The organism is Rhodopirellula sp. UH5 (genome assembly GCF_056839225.1).
On sequence record NZ_CM166390.1, the window covers coordinates 849,570 to 872,043 of the forward strand.

The 22,474-nt window shown below is 56.9% G+C and carries 16 protein-coding genes; 8 read left to right on the forward strand and 8 right to left on the reverse strand.

Going from position 1 to position 22,474, the window contains the following annotated elements; genetic code table 11:
• Nucleotides 1-103: 103 nt before the first annotated feature.
• The 3 genes from UH5x_RS03035 to UH5x_RS03045 all read left to right on the forward strand — a co-directional run bounded on the left by UH5x_RS03035 (nt 104) and on the right by UH5x_RS03045 (nt 6,531).
• Nucleotides 104-3,148: a hypothetical protein gene (locus UH5x_RS03035; RefSeq protein ID WP_482636108.1), complete on the forward strand. Its 3,045-nt coding sequence runs from the start codon at nt 104-106 to the stop codon at nt 3,146-3,148.
• A 133-nt stretch (nt 3,149-3,281) separates the two neighbouring features.
• On the forward strand, nt 3,282-4,718 hold the full coding sequence (locus tag UH5x_RS03040) for a DUF1501 domain-containing protein (protein WP_047815099.1): 1,437 nt from the start codon (nt 3,282-3,284) through the stop codon (nt 4,716-4,718).
• 145 nt (nt 4,719-4,863) lie between these two features.
• Nucleotides 4,864-6,531 (forward strand): serine/threonine-protein kinase, encoded by a 1,668-nt coding sequence (locus tag UH5x_RS03045; RefSeq protein ID WP_482634666.1) that lies wholly within the window; start codon nt 4,864-4,866, stop codon nt 6,529-6,531.
• A gap of 42 nt (nt 6,532-6,573) precedes the next feature.
• Here the strand turns inward: UH5x_RS03045 and UH5x_RS03050 are convergent, their stop codons facing one another.
• The 6 genes from UH5x_RS03050 to UH5x_RS03075 form a co-directional block, all read right to left on the reverse strand.
• Nucleotides 6,574-6,696 (reverse strand): hypothetical protein, encoded by a 123-nt coding sequence (locus UH5x_RS03050; RefSeq protein WP_482634667.1) that lies wholly within the window; start codon nt 6,694-6,696, stop codon nt 6,574-6,576.
• 12 nt (nt 6,697-6,708) lie between these two features.
• Complete coding sequence (locus UH5x_RS03055; protein WP_047815098.1) at nt 6,709-7,005, reverse strand: type II toxin-antitoxin system RelE/ParE family toxin; 297 nt, start codon at nt 7,003-7,005, stop codon at nt 6,709-6,711.
• Nucleotides 6,995-7,189, reverse strand: a complete 195-nt coding sequence (locus tag UH5x_RS03060) for a hypothetical protein (RefSeq protein WP_236696331.1) — start codon at nt 7,187-7,189, stop codon at nt 6,995-6,997. The genes UH5x_RS03055 and UH5x_RS03060 overlap by 11 nt, the downstream gene beginning before the upstream one ends.
• Before the next feature lie 392 nt (nt 7,190-7,581).
• Complete coding sequence (locus UH5x_RS03065) at nt 7,582-8,364, reverse strand: ADP-ribosylglycohydrolase family protein (protein ID WP_482634668.1); 783 nt, start codon at nt 8,362-8,364, stop codon at nt 7,582-7,584.
• Entirely contained in the window at nt 8,358-9,110 is a 753-nt protein-coding gene (locus UH5x_RS03070; RefSeq protein WP_482634669.1) for a hypothetical protein, read from the reverse strand. Before UH5x_RS03070 ends, UH5x_RS03065 begins: the two co-directional genes overlap by 7 nt.
• A 28-nt stretch (nt 9,111-9,138) precedes the next feature.
• Complete coding sequence (locus tag UH5x_RS03075; RefSeq protein WP_482636109.1) at nt 9,139-10,578, reverse strand: sulfatase family protein; 1,440 nt, start codon at nt 10,576-10,578, stop codon at nt 9,139-9,141.
• 425 nt (nt 10,579-11,003) lie between these two features.
• Here UH5x_RS03075 and UH5x_RS03080 point away from each other — a divergent pair, with 425 nt between their 5' ends.
• The 5 genes from UH5x_RS03080 to UH5x_RS03100 all read left to right on the forward strand — a co-directional run bounded on the left by UH5x_RS03080 (nt 11,004) and on the right by UH5x_RS03100 (nt 19,903).
• Complete coding sequence (locus UH5x_RS03080; protein WP_482636110.1) at nt 11,004-11,669, forward strand: 3-keto-alpha-glucoside-1,2-lyase-like domain-containing protein; 666 nt, start codon at nt 11,004-11,006, stop codon at nt 11,667-11,669.
• A 54-nt stretch (nt 11,670-11,723) separates the two neighbouring features.
• Entirely contained in the window at nt 11,724-13,094 is a 1,371-nt protein-coding gene (locus UH5x_RS03085; RefSeq protein ID WP_482634670.1) for a glucuronyl esterase domain-containing protein, read from the forward strand.
• On the forward strand, nt 13,091-15,583 hold the full coding sequence (hrpB, locus tag UH5x_RS03090) for an ATP-dependent helicase HrpB (protein ID WP_482634671.1): 2,493 nt from the start codon (nt 13,091-13,093) through the stop codon (nt 15,581-15,583). The genes UH5x_RS03085 and hrpB overlap by 4 nt, the downstream gene beginning before the upstream one ends.
• A 71-nt stretch (nt 15,584-15,654) precedes the next feature.
• Complete coding sequence (locus UH5x_RS03095; protein WP_482634672.1) at nt 15,655-16,467, forward strand: TlpA family protein disulfide reductase; 813 nt, start codon at nt 15,655-15,657, stop codon at nt 16,465-16,467.
• Between the two features lie 94 nt (nt 16,468-16,561).
• Nucleotides 16,562-19,903, forward strand: a complete 3,342-nt coding sequence (locus tag UH5x_RS03100; RefSeq protein WP_482634673.1) for a DUF6797 domain-containing protein — start codon at nt 16,562-16,564, stop codon at nt 19,901-19,903.
• Nucleotides 19,904-21,056: 1,153 nt separating this feature from the next.
• Here the strand turns inward: UH5x_RS03100 and UH5x_RS03105 are convergent.
• Both UH5x_RS03105 and UH5x_RS03110 read right to left on the reverse strand, forming a co-directional pair.
• Nucleotides 21,057-21,404, reverse strand: coding sequence for a four helix bundle protein (locus UH5x_RS03105; protein ID WP_482634674.1), 348 nt, complete (start codon nt 21,402-21,404; stop codon nt 21,057-21,059).
• 413 nt (nt 21,405-21,817) lie between these two features.
• The gene (locus UH5x_RS03110; protein WP_482634675.1) at nt 21,818-22,471 is read right to left on the reverse strand and encodes a hypothetical protein; all 654 of its coding nucleotides are present in this window, start codon (nt 22,469-22,471) and stop codon (nt 21,818-21,820) included.
• Between the last annotated feature and the right edge of the window lie 3 nt (nt 22,472-22,474).

A 22,474-nucleotide genomic window follows, 5' to 3' on the forward strand; every position in this document is an offset into this window, starting at 1 on the left:
ACGGGGGCAGGACGCAAGTGGATGGCTTCTTGGGGGGCCGAATGGGGCCGTTTGCCGGGACGCTTGGCCACGTACGATCTTGGCGAGTGTGATTCTGGTTTGGATGTTGGTGTGGAATGCACTTCCCCAGGCGGATGCCCAGAACCTGTCCCGCTATGAGCGGCAGAGACGGGAACGCATTCCGCGGGAAGCGTTGATCGAGCGGAGCAGCGTGGAATCGACTCGCGGACCAGCCGGACTGAGGCGATTCCGATGGGATTTTTCGCGAGCTTCCGACAAGGATTTCGGCGGCTGGCCGGACAACTGGCTGCGTTACGACGGGTCTGGGTATCCCAACTACGTCAGCATTCAGATCGAGGCCCGTGATCGGGAACTTGAGAAGGCTGTCTTGCCTCTGGACACGGCGGCCCTTCGGCCTTGGCAAAAACTGCGGCGACTCTATCCCGAGTTGTCACCGTTGCCACCGTCGATGGCCGATCTGCTGGTGGACCGCTGCTTGACGATTCGGCTGGATGGTGGACTGGCCCGAGTCGAGTCGCCTTCGTTGCCAGCCAACCCAACCTTTCAGTATCAGTTCAGCGTGGATGTTCGGACGGAGGGACTGGTTCACGATCACGTCTTCGCACAAGTCGTGTTTCAAGATGCGGAAGGCAATGAACTGGGAGTTCGTGAAACGGAACACGTCACGAAAACAACGGACTGGACCACGTTGGTGCTGAAGGACCTGTTGCCGCCGCGAAAATCGGATCGCATGTACGTTCGATTGATGGTGGGTGGCGGGGAGGATGGGCTGGAAGACATCACCGGAAAAGTCGGTTTTGACAACGTGATGTTTCGACAATTCCCTCAGTTGAAAATCGCGACGGATCATGACCTGGGTGTGTACTTGCCGGGTCAGACGGTGGTCGTGATGAGTGAGATGTTGGGATTGTCCAATGAGCACACTCGATTGCGACTGAGGTTGTACAATCACGAACGCAAAACGCTCGGAACGTTCTCGCGAGCGATCGATCCGGTCGAAGAAGCGGCGCGGTTGCTTGCAGAAGAAGCCGAGGCGGAGGAGAGCCTGCAATCCGAACGGCCTGGTGAAGGGGAGGACGATGAGGATTCATCGGTGGCGGACGGTGCTTCGCCCAGCCAAGCAGGCGTGGAACTGGATGGGTCGAGTTCCCTGCGGTACCGATGGGATCTGAGTGACCTCAAGCCTGGCTTCTATCGCATCGCGGCTTCGATGGAAAATGAACGCGGTGCGTCCCTGGCAAACGAAACCTCCTTTGTGGTGTTGGGGCGAATCACGAATGATCCCGCCGAATTTGGCGATCCATCTCGCTCGCAAGAGTCGATTCTTGGATTGCCGTCTCTGGCGACGTTTCAATCGGAATCGGACGTCATCGACCCGACACCGTTTGGATGGACGGTTCCCCAAGAGATCATGGAACGGCACCGAAAAGGCAAGTTGCGTGAACGGGAATTGGCGAAGTGGATGCAACTGGTGGGCATCGGATGGGCGAAGCTGCCGGTCTGGTTTGGTCCCGACGAAAGTGATCATGCCGATGCGGCAGCGATGCTTGCGTTTCGTTTGCGTGACCTTGGAATTCAACCCATCGGATTGCTGGATCAACCGCCGGAGGAGCGTCTGCCGGCTTACCAACTGCGGGAGCAATCGGACACTCGGGTGGCCAATCTGCTGCGAGATGAATCCGCGTGGCGGCCCGAGTTGGAACCGCTCATGAATCGAATGACGACGCGAATTCGGTTGTGGCAATTGGGCGCCGATGAAGATCAGAGCTTCATGGGGCAATCCAACATACTTGAAACGTTGGAACGAATCTCCACGGGCTTGCAAGGGTTCGGGCAGCCAATTCAGACCATGATCGCGTGGTCCTGGGTTGATACCCGACCTGAATCCGTGGGCGACAGTTGGCGAGGGTTGCATCTTCACTCACCGTCGCCACTGACGGCGGCGGAGATGGACGCGATGTTGGATCGCGAGGTGAAAGCACGCGAGGAGGCGGTGATGGCGGGTGGGGCGACGGCGGCACGTCTTCCAGCCACTTGGTTGACGATCAATCCCATCTCACGAAGGAAATACGACCTCGATTCTCGGATCAGCGACTTGGTGCTTCGGATGGCCGCGACACGAGGCCACAGGGTGGGGGCGGCATTCTTGAGCGCACCCATGGAGGAGGACGCCGCGGTCCTGACCCGCGACGGGCGACCGGATGAATTGCTCCTCCCGTTTCGAACGACCAGTCTGCTGCTGGGGCATCGCACCAATGCAGGATCACTGCGATTGCAAAACCATAGCGACAACATTGTGTTTCGAGGTGAGACAGAATCGGTGCTGATGGTGTGGTCGGACTCGCCAAACCTCGAGCATCTGTACTTGGGGGAAAACGTTTATGAAGTGGATGTCTGGGGACGTCGCAAACCAGTTGAAGTGATTCAACATGAGGGACGCCGCGTGCACCGTTTGGTCGTCGATCGCGTGCCCAAGTTCTACGTCGGGATCGATCAATCACTTGCCGACTTTCGAATGTCCGTCCGTCTCGATCGAACTCGGATTGATTCATTGCTGGGACTTCAGCAACCTCTGGGTGTCAGGTTCCGGAACCCGATCAAGCAGTCGTTGTCTGGCGAGCTGGCCATGGTGGCTCCGGATTCTTGGCGTTTGGACGCGGGTCTGAAACCCTGGAACTTGCTTCCCAAGGAATCCAATCAGGTCGATTTTGGCGTGACACTGGAGAACAATGCCACGATCGGTGCGTACCAACTGCCACTGGACTTTCGTTTTGAAACGTTGCCTCCGACCTTGATTCGAGTTCATCGGACCATGAGCATCGGCCCGGACGGATTTGACATCCGGGTCAGCACTCGCTTGATCGATGACGATCAGGGAGGTCGGTTGCGAGTCAAAATCGAGATGGTGAATCACACCAATCGGCTGACCAATTTCGATTGCCTGTTGTTTGCCGGCCGAGAGCGTCAGTACGAGCGACGGGTGTTGGTGCTGCCACCTCGTGAGACCGTCGAACGCAACATTGACTGGCCGATGGGCGGTCAATTGGTGGGCACACGAATGTGGTTGCGTGCCATTGAGCAAGACGGGAATCGAGTGATCAACCATTCCTTTGACGCGCAACCCTGATCTATAGAAGACGCGGGTCAATTGAGCCGGATTGGTCGAAAGGTCCCCTATAGATTCGACGAATCGAAAGGGGGTCGGCTAGAATAGGGTGTTCCTCAGAATCCCCCGCCTTCCTCATTCGAGATGAATTCCCATGCAGTCTTCGTGGCAAATGTTGCAGCGTCGCAATTTCTTTTGTGGCCTTGGTGCGTCGCTTGGTTCGCTTGCCTTGACGTCACAATTGGCTGCCGACAACGTGGACGCTTCCAGCTCCAGTGCAGGTGCTTCGCCGTTGGCTCCGAAGAAGCCGATGATTCCACCGAAGGCCAAGGCGGTCATCATGCTCTTCATGGAGGGTGGCCCCGGGCAGATGGACACGTTTGATCCCAAGCCAGAATTGGATCGGTTGCATGTGACCGAATCAAAACGCACGGAGGGTTTGGCGACCGGAAAACGTTTCTACGTCGGCAGCCCATTCAAATCACGCAAAGTCGGCCAATCTGGATTGGACATGTGTGATCAGTTTGTCCATTTGGCGGACCCAGAAGTCGCGGACGAACTGTGTGTCTATCGCGGTTGCCAAGCGGAGTCGTTGAATCACCCCGAGGCGTTGCTGCACATGAACACTGGCAGTCGGCTGGGCGGTGACCCTGCCGTCGGAGCGTGGGCGACCTATGGTTTGGGCAGTGAGAATCAGAACTTGCCTGGTTTTGTCGTGATGACGGAACTCGCGATGCCACAGGCTGGTAGCGCGAACTGGTCCAATGGTTTTTTGCCTGCCTATTACCAAGGCACCACCCTACGTGCCCAAGGCTCGCCGATCCTGGATCTGAAGCCAGGTGACTACCGCACCCGCCAGCACCAGCGACGAATGCTCGATGAATTGGCTGGACTCAACCAAGATCACTTGCAATCCAGTTCGCTGAAGCAGCATCCCAACGCGGGAGAACTCGCCGCACGGATGGAAAGTTATGAACTGGCGTTCCGCATGCAAACCTCGGTTCCCAACTTGATCGATTTGCAAACTGAACCACAACATGTTTTGGATTCCTATGGCCTGGATGATCCGGAAACCGCCGCGTTTGGCAAGCAATGCTTGATGGCTCGCCGAATGGTCGAAGAAGGCGTTCGCTTCGTGCAGATTTTCTCGGGTGGATGGGACAGCCATGACTACTTGGAACGAGGGCACGCGGCTCGAATTAAAAGTGTCGACAAGCCGATCGCGGCGTTGATCAAAGATTTGAAACAGCGCGGGATGCTGGATGACACATTGGTCGTTTGGACGGGTGAGTTTGGACGTACCCCCGACAACAATTATCGGGGTGGCGTGACCGCGTTGGGACGGGATCACAACATCGATGCGATGACGATGTGGTTCGCGGGCGGGGGCACCCGTCGAGGAGCCGTCGTGGGGGCGACCGATGAAATCGGTGCCAAAGCAGTTGAGTGTGTTCACCCGATTCGTGACGTGCACGTGACCATGCTGAACTTGTTGGGGTTGGATGACAACAAACTCACGTATTTCCACGGCGGACGCTACAAACAACTGTCGCAGTTCGGTGGAGAAGTGATTCACGAGTTGATTGCCTGACCGGGCCACGAGAAACGCGTCAGGACACAGCGGTTGGAAGTTGCCTGCGATGTGAGGATGCATTGGGCGACTGCCGTGGACTCAAGCTACAATGGCCGGGAAACGCATGGCGTTTTTCGGCCATTTTTCTTGCATTGAAGATCTTGTGAACGATTCCGATTCACCATCGAGCCTGGATTCCGTGCTGGCAGAGATTCTGTTGCGCGAAGAGGAAGGCGAACGACCGGATCCTCACGAGTACCTGCAGCGACATCCAGAACACGCTGACGATCTGAAAGACTTTTTCCGAAACCACCGCTGGTTGGGCAGTGAAGAGCCTGAACCCGTGTCGTTGGTTGGTCAGATGATCGGTGAGTTTCGACTCGTGCGAGAGGTCGCTCGCGGCGGAATGGGGGTGGTCTACGAAGCCAAGCAGGATTCACTCCGGCGTGTGGTCGCGATCAAGCTGATTGGGGACGGTGTCCTGGCCAACGACGAAATGCGGGTGCGTTTTCGCGTGGAAAGCGAAGCGGCGGCGTCGCTTTCCCATCCGAACATTTTGGCCATTCACAGCATCGGATGTTGGCGAGGGATCGACTACTTCGTGATGCCAATGGTCAACGGCGATTCGTTGCAGATGCAAGTCGATGAAAGGCGGGCCTGCTGGAATGCAGAGGGGCTGGCCAAGGCGGAGCTGAAGGCGTGCGTGATGCAGACCGTCACTTTGGTGCGTGACATCTGTCGCGGAGTGGCTTACGCACACTCCCGCGGGATCATCCACCGCGATCTGAAGCCCGAGAATGTGTTGTTGGACGAGGGTGTTCCGAAGATTGTCGACTTTGGATTGGCCAAGTTTCATCGCGATGCGCCGGAGTTGACTCGCAACGGGCAGGTCCTCGGAACGCCCCACTTCATGAGTCCCGAACAGGCTCGCGGGTCGGGGGACCTCACCGACGCCGTGGATGTGTACGCCTTGGGGGGAATTCTTTTCGCGATGTTGACAGGGTCACCTCCCCATCGTGGTGATTCGACGGCGGAAGTGCTTTCCCGCGTGTTGTCCGACGAACCCCCTTCGCTGCGACTGGCTTGGCCGGGCGGCATGCCACGCTTGTCCGAATTGGTGGACTTGGATCACGTGATCGAACGAGCGATGGCGTTTGTCCCGAGCGAACGTTATCGATCCGCTGACGATTTGGCCGATGATCTGGATCGGATCTTGGAAGGTGACACACCGCTTGCTGCGCCAGATGGTTTGGTGCATCGAATGTCGCGAGAGCTGGCACGGGATCAGCACCTGCATGCTTTCCAGAATTGGGGATTGGCTCTCCGCCGGATTGGCTACGTGGTGTTGGCCACTCACGTCGCGATGTTTGTGGTCATGAAGTGGATTTATCTCGACACACCGCACGACTTGGCGGCATGGAGTGCGCCTGCGTTTTGGGGCTACTTTGTCCCGCGGGTGGCAATGTTGGTCGGGATTGCATGGGTGATTGGCCGCGCACGCGACGGGCTGTGGTTGCCGCGAGTGTCGGCGGAACGCCCGGTTTGGTCGGTGTGGCTGGGCTACCTCGTCGCGTTGTCCAGCATCAATCTGCTGTGGATCAGCGGCTACCTGGATCACTCTGGCGTGATGGTGATGGCGTGCATCATGAGCGGGTTCGCCTTCATCGCCATTGCGGGACACATGTGGGGCGGCAGCGCGCTTCTGGGGATGGGCTTCATCGGGATGGCGTTCGCATCCATCGCGCTCCCTGAGGCAGCCCCCTTGTTTCTGGGAGGCTGGTGGATGGTCACGATGCTGGTGTTTTCCAAGCGCTATCGACGCTTGGAATAGAACAGCCGCGGATGGTTTTGAACGGTATTGAATCCGCCAGTTTTAGCTGCGCAGCGTCGCGTTCAGGGAAAGCAGCGTCGTTGCCTTGCTCGCGTTCGCTGGTCCATCAATCAAATTGCAGGAATCCAATTCCAACACGCCTCGGCGGATGAGTCGCTGAAGCATGGCGTTCACTGGCTAGAGATCGCCAACGTGCATGGCACAGGGGGCGGTCGCATGCGACACCGTCAGAACCCGAACCTCATCGTCGAACACTTGGTGAACGACTCGATAGGAGTTGACTTGGATCTCGGAGACGTCCGCGCGACCGAACTCAGGCACGATGGACCCTGCATCAGGGGATTCCAACAGACGCTCGGTTTGCTCGACGATGCGTTCGAAGATCAAGTCCGCGAACTTGTCGCAGTCTCGACCGATGTAGTCGCGAATCGCCATCAAGTCCGAAACCGCGTACTCGGTCCAACTAACTTGCATTGCGAGTTTGATTCCATTGTTCGCGGACAGTTTCGGTGCCTACCAATCGGGCGGATTCAGCCGTGGCGAGACCAGACTCGATCTTTTGTCGGATGTACAAGCGATACAGCACTTCGTCCCAGCTTGCGCCATCGGGCAGACTGTCAATGGTGTCGCGAGCCGCAAACTTTGCGGAGGTGTTCATTGTTTCGTTCATTGGAGTCTCCTTTGTCCCCCCAGGTTAGCGGTTGTCGTCACATTGTGCAGTCTCAAAATGGGGGTTTCCCCTAAAAAGTGCGCAAATTTCACATGGGGAAAGATGCGCACCCCCGGTTCGTTTGGTTTGGGAGGTGCCGGTGATGATGCCCCGCGGTCGTCGCCGACACGTCGGAGTCAGTGCCAGCCTCGCTGACGCGTCGGGTTTCCTGGCATCGCCCCGGAGGGGCCGCCGTCGTTAGCTCGGGGCGGAAGCCCCGAGACCGGTGGCGGGAACAAACAAAGTCGCCCCGGATGGGGCCGTCGTGGGGATGCTGTGCGGTGCCTCGCTGACGCTTCGGGTTTCCATTTGGTTGCCCGTGCGGAGGCATGTGGCTTGAGTCAGCGGACTGGCAGGACAGGGTAACGAGCTTGGAATTGCTGCACGGTGGATCGAAGGTGGTCGTCAAGGCATTCCGATGCGGTGCTCCAAAGATCAACCGGGACGCCGCCAAAGAATGGTTCGGCGATCGCACCGGCGATGCAGGCCATCGTGTCGGAGTCGCCACCGAGTGAAACCGCCAGCCGAATGGATTCTTCCACGGAGGAGGATTCCAAGAACGCGGTGATGGATTCGGGCACCGATCCATTGCAGGACACATCAAACGAATAGAACGGACGTATCGAATCGATCGTGCGCGATAAATCGTAGCCAACCTCCTCGCGAACAAAATCACGGATGTCGTCTTTGGTGCCTCCGGTTCGTGCCAAGAACACGCATCCCGCCACCGCGACCGCACCCAAGATTCCGTTGGGGTGATTGTGGGTGACCGACGCGGTTTGCTCGGCCAGCTCGATCACGTCGGCCAAAGAATCGCGAGCGTAGGCGACTGGAGAAACTCGCATTGCGGAACCATTGCCCCAGCTCCCATATGGTTCCGTGTCTCGGTTTTGCGCCCAGCGGATGAAGGTTCCACCAAATCCAGCGCCCGGGTAGCGTTCGACGTAGTCGTGAAAGTAGGTCTGCAGTTCACCTCCGTTCATGATCCAGTCTGCAATCGCGACGGTGAGAACGGTGTCGTCGGTGAAGAAGGAGTTGTCTGTGAACAGCTCAAAGTCAGTGTACTTGGTCGGGTAATGTTCGAAGTACGACCCAACAATGTCTCCCACGATCGCGCCTAGCATGATGTTTGCCTTGGATCGGATCCTGTTTCCATTTCTTGTTCGGGGAATGAGTCTTCCCGGAGTGCTTGCAACGGGTCTCGTTGGCGCGAGACGATCGTTTCGGAATGCTTTCCGACAATCTCTTTGACTCGTCGAACTTGCATCCAATTTCGTAGACAGCAAGCACCGACTGCAACTGCCAACACGGCGATGAATGGAACGGAGTGAACTCCAACACGGTTCCAACTGATCATCGAAATCCCTGCACCACCAAGTGCGAGTGCAGCCGAGTGCTTGTTGAAGCGATCGATCATCCGATCGGCCGCCAACTGGTCGTCTCCCTGGTGGATCGCTTGATGTTCGTCGTAGTCAAGCGAGAACGAAAGACGCAGTGCGTCGCCCAGCGAAATTGATTCTTCAGAAGATTCCAATCGGCTTTCTTCATAGCGCCGGCACGCGTCGCGAAGACACGTGGACCGTTTTACGCGGCGATAGGACCAATATCCCAGGAACACACTTGCTACGATCCACGGTGAAACGACCGATGCGAAAGCAATCCCGCGAATAGCCAATACAAAGCATGTCGCTGCCGAAACAGCCAGGCTGGCGGTGAACCAACGACGCTTTCGAATGACTCGATGAACCAGGATTCCGATTCCTGGCTTGTGCAAGACCTGGTGTTGCTCATAGGTGAGCGGGAACTCCTTGAGCACGCGGATCAAATCAGCGCGTGAGGCAATATCTGCGTTGGTCGAAGCGTCGTTCATTTCATTGAATTCGTTGTTGCTGGTGGAATCATTTGCCTTCGGCGGCCATGGTCTTCATCCACTGGATGTTTCGCTGGACGGTGTTCAGATGCTCGGGGGTTGAGCGAATGCGAAGCGTGTCGAGGTAGACCTTCATATCGCTTTCGTATTGCGTCTTTGACTCCGGCGTTCGGCCTTGATCGTTTGTCTCCGCCATCCAGTCGTTCAGCTTTTCTCGCAAGGCAACCAACGTTGTTTGGTGTTTCGGATCGGCGGCCAAGTTGTGCAGTTCGTGCGGGTCGCTGGACAGGTCGTACAGTTCCTCTTCCGGTCGGATGTCGCGAAAGATCAGAGATTGGTTTTCGTCCAACGTGTCGGCGGCATGGCATTCACGAAGCGCGATTAAAATCGCCTTGGCGTCCTTGTACGCACACGGTTGCAGATACGGGCGATTGGGCAAGAAGTTGCGGATGTACTTGAATCGATCGGTTCGAACCGACCGGATGTGATCGACTGTTTCGTCGCATCGATCACGAGCGGCGAAGACAGCATCCCGCGGTTGGTAGGCCGCCCCGAGAATGTTGCGAGCTTGCATGGATTCGGGAATCTCGATCCCCGCTGCGGCCAGCGACAGTGCTGCGATGTCAATGTGTTCGACCAAATCGTCTCGAATGGTTCCTGATTCGATGCCGGGGCCGTTCAGGATCAGCGGCACGTGCAATCCCTCGTCGTACAAAAACTGCTTGCCTCGGCCGTGGCTGATTCCATGGTCGGTCATGAACAGGATCAAGGTGTTTTCGCGAACGCCCTGTTCTTCCAGTCTCGCAACCACTTCGCCGACCATCGCATCGGTCATGCGAACGGAATCGAGGTAGGCCGCCCAGTCACGAACGATGTCGGGATGATCGGGGTAATACGGCGGCAGCACCACTGATTCGATGGGCGTCGACTCACCGAACAATTGGCGAGCAGAGGCCGCCACTTTGTTCCACCCCTTGGTGTCTTTCCCACGAAGTTTTCCGCCTTGCGTTTGGATTTGAGCGAAGAATGGTTGGTCGGGTTTGCGGTCCGTCCAGTCTGCGGAGTCGTAGATGGATTTGTCCCATTCAAAGTTGTAGTCCGTCTTGCCGAGGCGTCCGTTGAGCGGCCAACCGGTGATCGAGGTGTGGTACCCCGCGTCTTGAAACAGCTTGGGCACCATCGTCACGTCGTCCGGAAGATGGATCTTCTCGGTACCGCGTCCGCTGCGATGGTGATGAGCACCGATGGAGGTTTGGTACATTCCGGTGATGAAGGCGGAACGACACGTTGAGCAGACCGGTGCGGTCACGTACGCATGGTTGAACTGCACGCCAGTCCGAGCCAACGAATCGACGTGGGGCGTCTCGATGGCGGTCTCGCCGTAGCAAGAAAAGTGGGCCGACATGTCATCGGGAATGATCCAGACAACGTTCGGTCGATCGTCGGCGATGGCTGGACGACCGAGCATGCAAATGGCGATCAGCGTGAGGCAAACGGAGTGAATTTTGGGGATGCGTTGCATGAAATGGGGTGGTGGGGATTCAGGTGGGGAGGCAGGCCGCAAAAGTCTTTTGAAAGACGGTTCCTGCCAAAGATAGCTGGTTTGGAACCATGACGGTGGATTGCACAGCCGGCGAATCACTCAGCTATACTCCGTCGAAGCATTTTGGTGAACGCGTAGGAACGAGGAAACGGTTTCCGATGCCCCACTCGCCACCGCGTGCCAAACGCCAGCCCACCACTATCCCCACCCGTTTGAACGAGCGTTTTATGTTCCACTCCCCGTTTGCGACGCCATCGATCCCGCGTTGCAGGGCCCGTCGCCTTCGCGAATTTTCGGTGAAGAGTATTTGCTGGGCGTCCTTGGCGTTGGTTGTCACCGGCAATTCTGCATTGGCGGAAGACGCCAAAACGGGCAAGCTGATTTTCGAGGACCGCTTTGAACGCAGCGAGTCGCAGGAACAAACCGACGAAGTTGGAAACGGATGGAAGACGAACAGCAAATCCAGAGCAAACGGTCACAAGCAAGTGGATTTGAAGGAAGGCGCAATGCGCATCTTCATTCACGAGACCGCCGACCACGGTGTCTCCGTGACCCAGCCCATGGACTTTCGCGATGGCCGAGTCGAGATGAAATTCATGCTCGAAAACGAGAAGGACTCCTTGGGCCTCAACTTTGCCGATCTGCAGTACAAAGAGGTCTGGGCAGGGCACTTGTTTCGTGTGACCGTTGGCGTCAAGTCCGTTGAAATCACCGATCTGAAAACCGGCGTGATGGATTTGGAAACCAGGGAGATTCGGAAGGCGGGCAAGGCCTCTCGTGATCTACAAGCCAAACTGAAAACGAAAACGAACCGTGTTCCTCATCAACTGGAAACCGGCAAGTGGTATCAGATCGCGGCTGAAGTGAAGGGCGACACGATGACGGTTTCCATTGACGGTGAAGAAGTGGCTTCGTTCGCCAGTGAAGGGATCGCTCATCCTACCAAGCGTTTGTTGCGGTTGGCGATCAAACGCAATGTGGTGGTGGATGATCTGCAGATCTATTCCTTGGATTGAATCCGAGTTTTGCCGCAAACGCTGCTGGCCTGACAAGCAGTGTGAATCACTTTCATGACCTTTTTAGACGAGGCGAAGATGCACGCTCGAATTCAACGCGTTTTCTTTTTGGCGGGGACGTTGTTCCTGATGACGATTGCTGCGGCCGGTGACTCACAGGCTCAAACCAAGAAGTTTGTTCCGAACTACGATGAGTCCAAGATTCCATCCTACGAGTTGCCGCCAGCGCTGGCATTTCAAAACGGCGATTCCGTGACGACGGCGGAGGAGTGGGGGAAGCGACGCGCTGAAACGTTGCGTTTGTTTGAGGAACACGTGTTTGGCATCATGCCGGACCATCGCCGAATTCAAGTGAAGCTGGTTCGAAGCGACAAGGACTTCCGACCAGGGGTGACGCGGCACGAGTTGGATGTTTCGATTCTTCCCTTGGAAGCCTCCAGCGAAATCGCACCGTTGGTGGTTCAGGTGCTGGCCGATGTGCCCCAGTCAGCCACTCCCGTGCCGGCGATTTTGGGTTTGAATTTCCAAGGCAACCACACCGTCGATGAGGATCCGAAGCTCCGCATCCCGACGAGTTGGGTTCGCGATCGACGCGATGGCTCAACCGATGGGAACAAGGCGATTGAAAAGGGACGCGGTGTGGCGTCGAGTCGTTGGCCATCGAGCATGATCACGGATCGAGGCTACGCGATGATCACGGTCTATTACGGGGACATTGATCCTGATTTCGACGATGGTTTCAAAAATGGCGTGCACGGCTTGATGCCGGCATTCATCGCTTCGCTGCCGGAAGAGCATCGCCCCGGCAGCATCGCGGGTTGGGCGTACGGGCTGTCGTGCGTTTTGGATGCGATTGAACAGACTGAATCGCTGAATGTCGACGCCGCTCAAGTGGGAGTGCTCGGGCATTCCCGGCTCGGCAAGACTTCCTTGTGGGCGGGGGCGACGGATCCCCGTTTTGGGATGGTGATCAGCAATGATTCGGGCTGTGGCGGGGCGGCGATTTCCCGACGTGCCATCGGGGAAACCGTGGGACGCATCAACACATCTTTTCCCCATTGGTTCTGCGACGCGTACCTTCAGTACAACGAGAACGAATCTGCATCGCCAGTGGACCAACATCAATTGATCGCCTTGTCAGCACCACGTGCAATCGCAGTGGGCAGTGCGACGGAAGACGAGTGGGCGGACCCCAAAGGCGAGTTCCTGGCGTGGCAAGCCGCCGCGCCAGTGTACGAGTTGTTAGGGATGCGGGCGGAAGACGCCAAAGTGGTTCGGGACGCGTCGATGCTGACTGAGCAAGCCGTCCTGAACGCCGGGCCAATGCAGTATCACCTTCGTGAGGGCAAGCACGACTTGGCCGATTACGATTGGGAATGTTACTTGGATTTGGGGGATCGGGCGTTGCAATCCAAGTCTCCATGACGCGACTTCCGATCGAAGAGGTACTCACGTCGCTGCGACAGGCGGTCGGCGGCGGCAAAGCGGTGGTGCTGAAGGCGCCACCGGGGGCAGGCAAAACAACCGGGGTACCTCCCGCCGTTTTGCAGAGCCTGGAAGACAATGGAATCTCCGGTCAAATTTGGGTGATCCAGCCCAGACGATTGGCGGCGCGTTCCGTTGCGGACTGGGTTGCGCGCTCGCGCAACGAGTCGGTAGGGGAAACGATTGGTTATCACGTTCGCTTGGACCACCGCGAATCAGCAGCGACGCGAGTCGTGTTCATGACCACGGGGATGTTTTTGAGGCGGATGCAATCCGATCCGCTGCTTGAGAACGTTGCCTGCGTCGTGCTGGATGAATTCCACGAGCGGACGTTGGAATTGGATCTGGCGCTCGCGATGTCGCATCGATTGCGGTCTGAGTTGCGAGATGACTTGGGTTTGGTGGTCATGTCAGCGACCATGGAAACGGAACCAATCGTTGCCTTTCTGAATCAAGAGAACTCAGAAAACGCGGTGTCGCTTCGCTGCGAGGGACGCGCCTACCCAGTTGCAATTCATCACGGCAAAGATCAACCGGGGGAACGAATCGAACGACGGATCGTTGAGCCCATACGGGACGCGGTTCAAAGCAGCGACGGCCACGTGCTGGTATTTTTGCCGGGGGTGGGTGAAATTCGGCGGGTTCAGACGGAATTGGAACGAGCGAACCTAGCCGGTGATGCTCGCGTTGTCGTGCTGCACGGATCGCTTTCGCCTAAACAACAAGACGAAGCGATTCGGCCATCGAAGTTTCGAAAGATCGTGTTGTCGACCAACATTGCTGAGACGTCTGTCACGGTGGATGGCGTGACGGCGGTGGTGGATTCTGGGTTGGCCAAGGTCCCCCGTTTCGATTCTCGCCGAGGATTGACTCGGTTGGAGACCACGTCGATCTCGCTGGCATCCGCCGATCAACGTTCGGGACGTGCCGGTCGGACTGCCCCTGGGGATGCCTATCGGTTGTGGAGCCAAGCTGCCCAACGATCACGAGACGAATACGACGTGCCTGAAATTTTGAGAGCCGATCTCAGTGACATGGTCTTGATGTTGGCCAGCCACGGGGAAACGGATTTGTTTGCAATGCGTTGGCTGACCCCGCCTCCAGAGCACGCGGTGGACTCCGCTCAAGCGTTGTTGCGGATGCTGGGCGCGATCGGACGCGGCGGACGGATCACTGAGCGTGGGAAAGTCATGGCGGGTTTGCCGCTGCATCCTCGGATCGCTCGGCTGGCAACGGAGGCAGTGGGCGTGTTGCCGAAGGCTTCCGTGGCCGTGTTGGCCGCGTTGATGAGCGAACGGGATCCGATGGAAGGCATCGCAGCAATGACGTTGGCCGAAAAGGTTGATGCGATTGAAAACAACCGAGTGCCGCGATCGATTCCGTCATCCACGATCAAATCCATTCGTTTGATTGCGGAGACGATCAAGAAGAACTTGCCAAGTGGTGCGCCGGAAACGCGTGCCGACGCGATGGAATGTGATCGCGAGACGGCGGTCGCTTGTGCGTTGCTGGCGGCCTATCCCGATCGAGTCGTTTTGCGCCGTACGGACGCACCGGATCGTGGCAGGATGGTGGGTGGTCGCGGCGTGGTCGGTCTGAAGCGAATGCTGGGAGAAATATCCAGCGAAGAATTGGTGCTTTGTTACGACGTGGATGGAGGAGGCACTGAATCTCGCGTGCGCGCCGCCGTGGCGATTCGAGAAGACTGGTTGGATGCTGAGCAGGTGGAAACGGTGGAGGTTCAATCCTGGGACGAAGGCCGATCGGCCGTTCAGTGTCGCCGGCAGGTTCGGTACGGGGACTTGGTGCTTCGGGAGACTCCTGCCAAGGTTCCTTGCGATGCGGAAACCGCGTCGATTCTGTTTGAGAATCTGAAGACGCGGCTGCCCATTGCTGGCGAGAAATTTCAGAAGTTGCTGCACCGGATTGGGATGGTCGCGGAAGTCGATGAGCAAGTTCCGGCGGTCAGCGAGGAGATGCAGTTGGAATTGTTGCGTGAGCTGTGCGTCAGTCGATCAAGTTTGAAGGAGTTGAAGACCGCTCCTTGGGCTGATCACGTCCTTGGGAAGATTGGCTACCCGGCTTGGCAAATGGTGCAAGCGGAAACGCCGGAGGAAGTCCAGTTGCCGGGCGGACGGAAGGTTCCCGTTCACTACGTGGAAGGCAAACCGCCGTGGATCGAAGTCAAAATTCAGTTGTGTTTTGGGTGGCCGGAGACACCACGGATTTTGCGTGGCCGTGTGCCGTTGCAGTTGCACTTGCTGGGGCCAAACGGGCGTCCGCAACAGATCACCAACGACCTAGCTAGTTTTTGGGCCACGACTTATGGCGAAATTCGCAAAGAGCTTCGACGTCGCTACCCCAAGCACGATTGGCCAGAGGACCCCTTGTCAGCAACGGCCAGTTTCAACGGAATGAAACGTCGCTGAGTGCCAAGCTTTCGACAATTTGTTACCGTAGAGGTTGGTTGTTCGTTCGTTTCCCTTTGCCGAGTTCAACGATGGATCGATTGTCGTTTTCGCGTTCTATCCGCTATGCCTTGTTGCCTGCCGTGCTGATGGTGGGTGGTTGTGGTTCTTCTTCTTCGCCGACTCCTGAAGCCCCAGAGGTTTCAACGGAAACAACGGAGGTCGAAGTGGTGGAGGAAGCGTCCCCCCGGGAATCGGCTCGACCCAATTTGAAAACACCGGGTGGTTTTGCGTTGCCCGAGGGGGATTTGCCGGAAGCGCCCATCAAGCGAAACAATCCTGGCGAAGGTGGCATGAGTTTGCCGGATGATTTGGATCTCGGTTCGTCCGCTGAATCATCCAGCGTCAGCGAGCCAACCGGCGATACCTCCACCAACTTGGTGGCTTCTTCGAAAAAGGTCGCGATTGACTACGCGGCTTGGGACAAGGTTCGCGAAACGGCAACAAAAAGCGGCAAGGTGACTGTGTTGGATGTCTGGTCGCTGGCCTGTGGGCCTTGCTTGAAAGAGTTTCCCAACTTGGTGGCCATGCAAAAACGGTTTGGCGACAAGGTGGTTGCCATCGGTGCCAATGTGGACTTCGACGGACGCAAGAGTCGGCCGCCAGAATCCTATGAGCCAAAGGTCACGGAGTTCCTAACGAGTGTCGAGGCGAAATTCGACAACTTCATCGTCCAAACACCCAGCGACGAAGTGTTTGAGGCCATCGGCATCGGATCGATTCCCGCTGTGTTGGTGTTCGATGCCGAGGGAAAGTTGGCCAAGCAGTTCTCCGATGTTGGCGAAACAGCCGGCTTCACCTATGAAGCCGACATTGTGCCGCTGGTTGAAAAACTGCTGAACTGATTTCGTCTCCGACTATCCTTCGGTGCAATCGTTCTCGTCCCAGTTGACTTGCAATCACTCGTGTTGAAACGGTGAATCACCGTTGGGTAACCTCATGGATCTGTCCGTCGTCGTCGCTTGCCAACGTTTCCCGTTTCGTGGATGCGTTGGCATCCTCTGTGTCTTGTTGAGCATTTCGACGGGACTCTCTGCACCACCGACAACGACGCTGCGTCAAGCGGTTCCACTGGAAACGCAACTCCAGGAGGCTGATCCGCTTGATTTGGCGCTGCAAGCACGCCGTCGTGGCGACGCCAAGCGGGGTGCATTGGTGTATTTCAAGTCCGCCGCCAATTGTGTGAGCTGTCATGGCGACGGAACCAGCGATTCGCTTCTCGGTCCGCCTCTGGCGAGTATTGGAATCGAGCTCACCAGCGTCGATCTGGTGGATGCGTTGCTGCGACCTTCCAAACGCATTCGAAAAGGGTACGAGACCTACACGGTGCTGACCATGGACGGGGAAGTGTTCAAAGGAATGTTGGTGGGCCAGGATGACGATTCGATCACGATGCGGTTGGGGCAAACACCGGAGAAGGATTTCACTTTGGCTCGCGACGAGATCGAAGTGATGAAGAAGGACGAACAATCCATGATGCCGGCTGGGTTGATGAAGTCGATCAAATCACAGCGTGACTTCTTGGATTTGCTTCAGTACGTGATGACCGTCGCGAGCGGTGGTGAGGTGGCGGAAAAGATGTTGCGGCCATCGCCTGAGCAGTTGCTCGTCAAGGATGACTCCGTGAACCTGGACCACGCTGGCATCCTTCGTTCGCTGCGGTCGCGAGACATCGACGAAGGACGCCTGTTGTATGAAGGCGATTGTGCAAATTGCCATGGAACCAATGGCCAGCAAGCGGCGCTGCCAACCGCACGAGCCTTCAGTGCGCAAGAGCTGAAGTTTGGTGCTGACCCCTACAAAATGTTCATGACGTTGACCAAGGGCAACGGTCTGATGGGACCGATGCCCTACTTGACCCCACACCAACGCTATCAGGTCGTTCACTACATCCGCGAAACGTTGATGAAGGATCAAAACCCGGGTTACGAGCCGATCAGCGACACTTACTTGCAAACGCTGCCGAAAGGGACCGAGGATGGCAAGCGTTTTGAGATCCAGCAACGAGACTTTGGGTTGGCACTTGGTTCACAACTGCGTCGAGATTACCCCAGCGTTCTGACTTTGCCGCTGGGCGACCTGACCGTGTCTTACAACCTGCACACCATGGATCTGGCAGACGTTTGGACGGGCGGCTTTTTGGATCTCAGTGAAACGCAGCACCAACGTCCGCGCGGCGAAGGAACTGCGAATCCAGATGGGGATCCGGTTGCCGGGTTGGCGGGATGGAAGTGGGGGCATGACGGGGAACTGGACTATTCTCGCGAAAATTGCTTGCCTCGTGGTCCGTTGCCGCAAACGTGGATGGACTATCGGGGGTATCACCTGCTCGGCGATGAGGTGGTGCTGAGCTATCAAATTGATGGGCGAGATATCTTGGAGCGAGCGGTGGTGATCGATTCGCGAACGCTTGCGCGTGAACTATGGATCGGGCCGGGGGACTCACTTGTGTTGTCGGTCGGGAAGGGACCGGCCGACGCGAACGATTGGAAAGTGGACCAGGCGACTGGCATCGCCTCGCTCCAGAACTCCGAATCAACGAACCAAGCGTTCATCGCAGCCAGTGTTTCCGGGCAGACCAGTGTTTCCGGGAAGAACAGTGATGTGTCGTGGGAGCGTGCCACTGAGCAACGCCTGAAGCTAACCATCCCGGCGGATCAGTCCGCGCGGAGCGTGCGTGTCACCGTTGGAGTCGGGGAAACGGATGGCGAACTCGTGGCATTTCAAACTTTGTCTGAGGAGGCTCGGAATCAACCTGTTGCCGATTTGTCGTCGCTGATTCAGCGTCCGTCGTCGGGACCAGCTCCCCAGCAATGGCCGGGGGAAATCACGACCGTCGGCACTTTGGGTTTGGAACAAGAGGGGTACGCGCTCGACACGCTGACTCGCCCCGATTCGACTCCCTGGAACACTTGGTTCCGCACCACGGCCCTCGACTTCTTCGAGGATGGCCGGATGGCGATCGCGATGCACGGTGGCGACATTTGGATCGTATCCGGAATGGATGAAACGCTGTCCAAGCTGAGTTGGAAACGCTACGCCGCTGGGCTGTATGAACCGTTTGGTGTGAAGGTTGTCGATGGCGACGTGTTCGTGACCTGCAAAGATCGCTTGGTGCGTCTGCACGATTCCGACGGGAATGGCGAAGCGGATTTCTACGAGAGTTTCAGTGCCGACTCGGATGTCTCCACCAACTTTCACGCCTTCAACTTTGATCTGCAAACGGATCCTGAGGGGAACTTCTACTACGCGAAAAGTGGGCACGGCGCCGACTTTGCTTTGCCCGGTGCGGTGTGGCGAATTTCCAAGGATGGCAAAGAGCGTGAAGTCGTTTGCACCGGTTTTCGAACCCCCAATGGTTTGGGCACGTTGCCAGACGGACGGATCACCGTCAGCGACAACCAAGGCCAGTGGACTCCCGCGTCGAAGGTTTCCATCGCCAAACCAGGCACCTTTCATGGGTGGGTTCCGACTTATTCAATACCGAACAAATGGGAACCCGATGGGGGCAAGATCGACATCCAAAAGGTGGTCGCTCCGGAAACGTTCGAGCAGCCTTTGGTGTGGATGCCACAAGCGTTTGACAATTCCTCCGGAGGCGAGATTTGGGTGGACGATGAGCGTTTTGGCCCGCTGTCGAACCATCTGCTTCATACCAGTTTCGGCAAAGGTTGGATGTCGATGATGATGATTCAGGAAGTGGGTGAAATTTCGCAAGCCGCGATCGTGAAGCTGCCGTTTGATTTCTCGACGGGAATCATGCGTGGTCGCGTCAACCCGCACGACGGCCAGGTCTACGCGACTGGTTTGCAAGGCTGGAACGGGGGCGGTCGGTTCGGGTTGGAGGACGGTGGGGTCCAGCGACTTCGCTACACCGGCACGCCACCGAAGATGATCACCGACGCTCGTGTGGTGGCCGGCGGGTTGGAGCTTGATTTGAACTTCCCGGTGGACGCGGAATCCGTTTTGGAAGAAGACTGCGTTTCAATCGTCCAGTGGGACTATTTGTGGAGTAAGGCTTACGGATCGGATCAATACATCCCCGGCACGGCGGAAACGGAAGCCCCGCAGATAGGCACGGAAACGTTGATACCCGAATCGGTGCAGGTGAACGGCGTTCCTGGAGAATCAGGCTCCTCACGCCTGCGATTGAATCTGGCAACGCTGACACCGGTCGATCAATTGCAACTGCAATTGCGGATCCAGGCCGAAGATGGCGAAGCGTTTGAAGAAGAAGTGTATTGGACCATCCACGTCGTGCCCTCCGGCGATTCGCTATGACCCCTTGTCTCTGTGGGATAGGCTTCCAGCCTGTCATTGGATCCACGACAAGCTAAAAGCTGATCCCACTGCTCATCCTGGTTTCGGAAACTCGGCAATTCGTGGGTCCGATGTGGGACCAACCTCGCAACTCGCTAAACAGGTTGGCAGCAATGATCGAGCATCACCACGTGAGCCGTTTGGGCGATAAGCACGTGAGCGGGAGTCATTGGGCTTGATCACGTAGCAGAGTCTCTCCGAGACGCTGTCATTTGCGAGTCTTAGAGAGACTCGCCTACGTGAGGTTCTACCCGATCATTCCTGCCGACCCGCTTACCGGGTTTGGGAAATGTTTCGACCAGTCCGCTACGGAGCAACGGGAACCGGTGGAACCAGGAAGAACCGAATGAAGGCATAGGCAGCGTAAATGTCCTCGCTGAATAGGATTCCGACGGCAGACATTGAAAGCAGCATGGACACAAGCACAGCTCGACGCATCGGGGGGCTACCTTGTATCACTCTCTTCAAGGGATTTGTCATTCCTTGCTATACCTCATTGATTTGAAGCAAGACGCGTGAGCTGTCTGTGGGATAGGCTTCCAGTCGGTCATTGCACCCACGACTGGCTGGCGGCTCCAGTCCCGAAGGAGCAACACAATCTTCGCTGTTGGTGTCAGCCATCTTTTTCAGTGCCCGTCCCAATCCAAGGCCCGCCCGGGCCCAAATGAGTTCGACGCGGACCTTGAGTGGATGGCACCGTACGTCCGGCACCGTACGTCCGATGCTTCGTAGGCCGGATCGCAACGGAGCCACTGACTCTGCATGGCGGCACTCACCTTGGGTTCCACTCAACAAGGCCCGAAGGGTCGACACAGCCGTTGCCGGGGCCGTCAGGCCCCGGACCAGAATGCCCACACAAATAAAAAAACCCGAAGGGGTGACAGAGACGATCTCGCTCTGTCGACCCGCCGGGGCTTGGGGGTGGACCGATGGGAGTGCCGTCATGATAAAACGGGTGTGGTTGATCGGCTTTGAAAACCATCGCACGGGGATCTGAAACGGGGGATTGCCCGGCGACGGAGCGGCAAACAACTGTCGTCGCTTCGCGACTGGGTGTGTGTTTTGGGGTGGGAGCCAACAACTGCGGAGCGGTGACAATTGTCAGCCTCGGGTTTCAACCCGAGGTCCCGTCGTACTCGTGCTCAGCGAAGCGGTGCTCGTAATCGATATCAGCATGGTACTCCACGCCGGACTCCGCGACACCATCGAATTTCATCGCCGTTCGGGTCAGGATCGCGACGATCCCATAGAACATCCCTTTCATCGCGACATCGTCTTGAACTTTGATTCCGTTGGTCCTCATCAGCACGTCTTGGATGGCGGCACACTCCAAGGCGGACCCGCGTGCGATGTCGAGAAACCGGGCACGATCCTTCAGGCTTCGTTTGCCGTTGCCCTCAGCGATGTTTAGCGGAATCGATTGGGCGGCACGCAGCCATTGGTCGCGAGCATGACGGTGCAAACCGCGAAGCGATTGTGATGTCTCAAAAGACCGAGCAACCTAGTGGTCCGTCAAAGTTAAAAGTTAGGGTTGATCGTAGTGGACGAGGCCACGAGTCCTTGGATTTGACGCAGGTTCAGGACTCGTGGCCTCGTCCACTACCCTACAAACAAGTGCTGACAGACCACTAGTCGATCGAGAGTCGGTAAGCGTCGAGGCGTTCGTGGCCAAATGTTTGCGCGGACACAAGGGCTGGTTCCGATCACGAGTACGAGCACCGCTTCGCTGAGCACGAGTTTTTTGGATGCCGGAACGTCACTGATCACGGGGCGGCGGCGAGGGAGTTTCCATTGTCAAACAACGTGACTTCGCCGCTCCCGTGCATCGGATTGTTCTGCTTTGCGATGGCTTTACTGGATCTGCGGGACGTTTTGTCATCTCTGCGGGAACCTACTTGCTCGTTCAGTGAAATAGCGTTGAACGAAGTGTTCGTGGACCCATGTCATATCGGTAACTTCGTCCATTAAATATACCGACCCCTCCATTTTCGGGGGGTTGCGATCGATCTCTTGAAACAATTTCTTCAAAGCGGATGCAAGCCGATCCGTATCGTGGCCATTGGGTTGTAGGCAATCCACGGCACTTTTAATAGCGTTGTAACGATCGCGATCCATCGTCAAGTAGTTTCCGCTGTCGTCTAGAACATCGAGTGCCATGGCGTAGAGCATGACCAAGCATCCGTCGCAAATGAAACGCCGCTGATTGGATTCCAATTCTTCTATCTGCAGATACTCCCAGTAGGGAAGCGAGAATACATCGCCGTAACAGAGGTCCCCCATGATGTACGAGTAATCGGCCAACTGATGGTACAGCAGGCAAATATCGCGTTCTACTCGCTGAACTTCGGTCCAGTCCACTTCCGAACCGTAGGTCACGCGAGACTCCTGTTTTCGCTTGGAAGTGTCACTCATGAAAGCTTTCAGTGCCAGAACGTTTGCGATGACCGGGCCGCCGCGATCGATCATCCATTTGAAAACGCGTTGTCGGCGGTTCGGCGTCCATCGCTTGGTTCGTCGTGACTTTTCCACTCT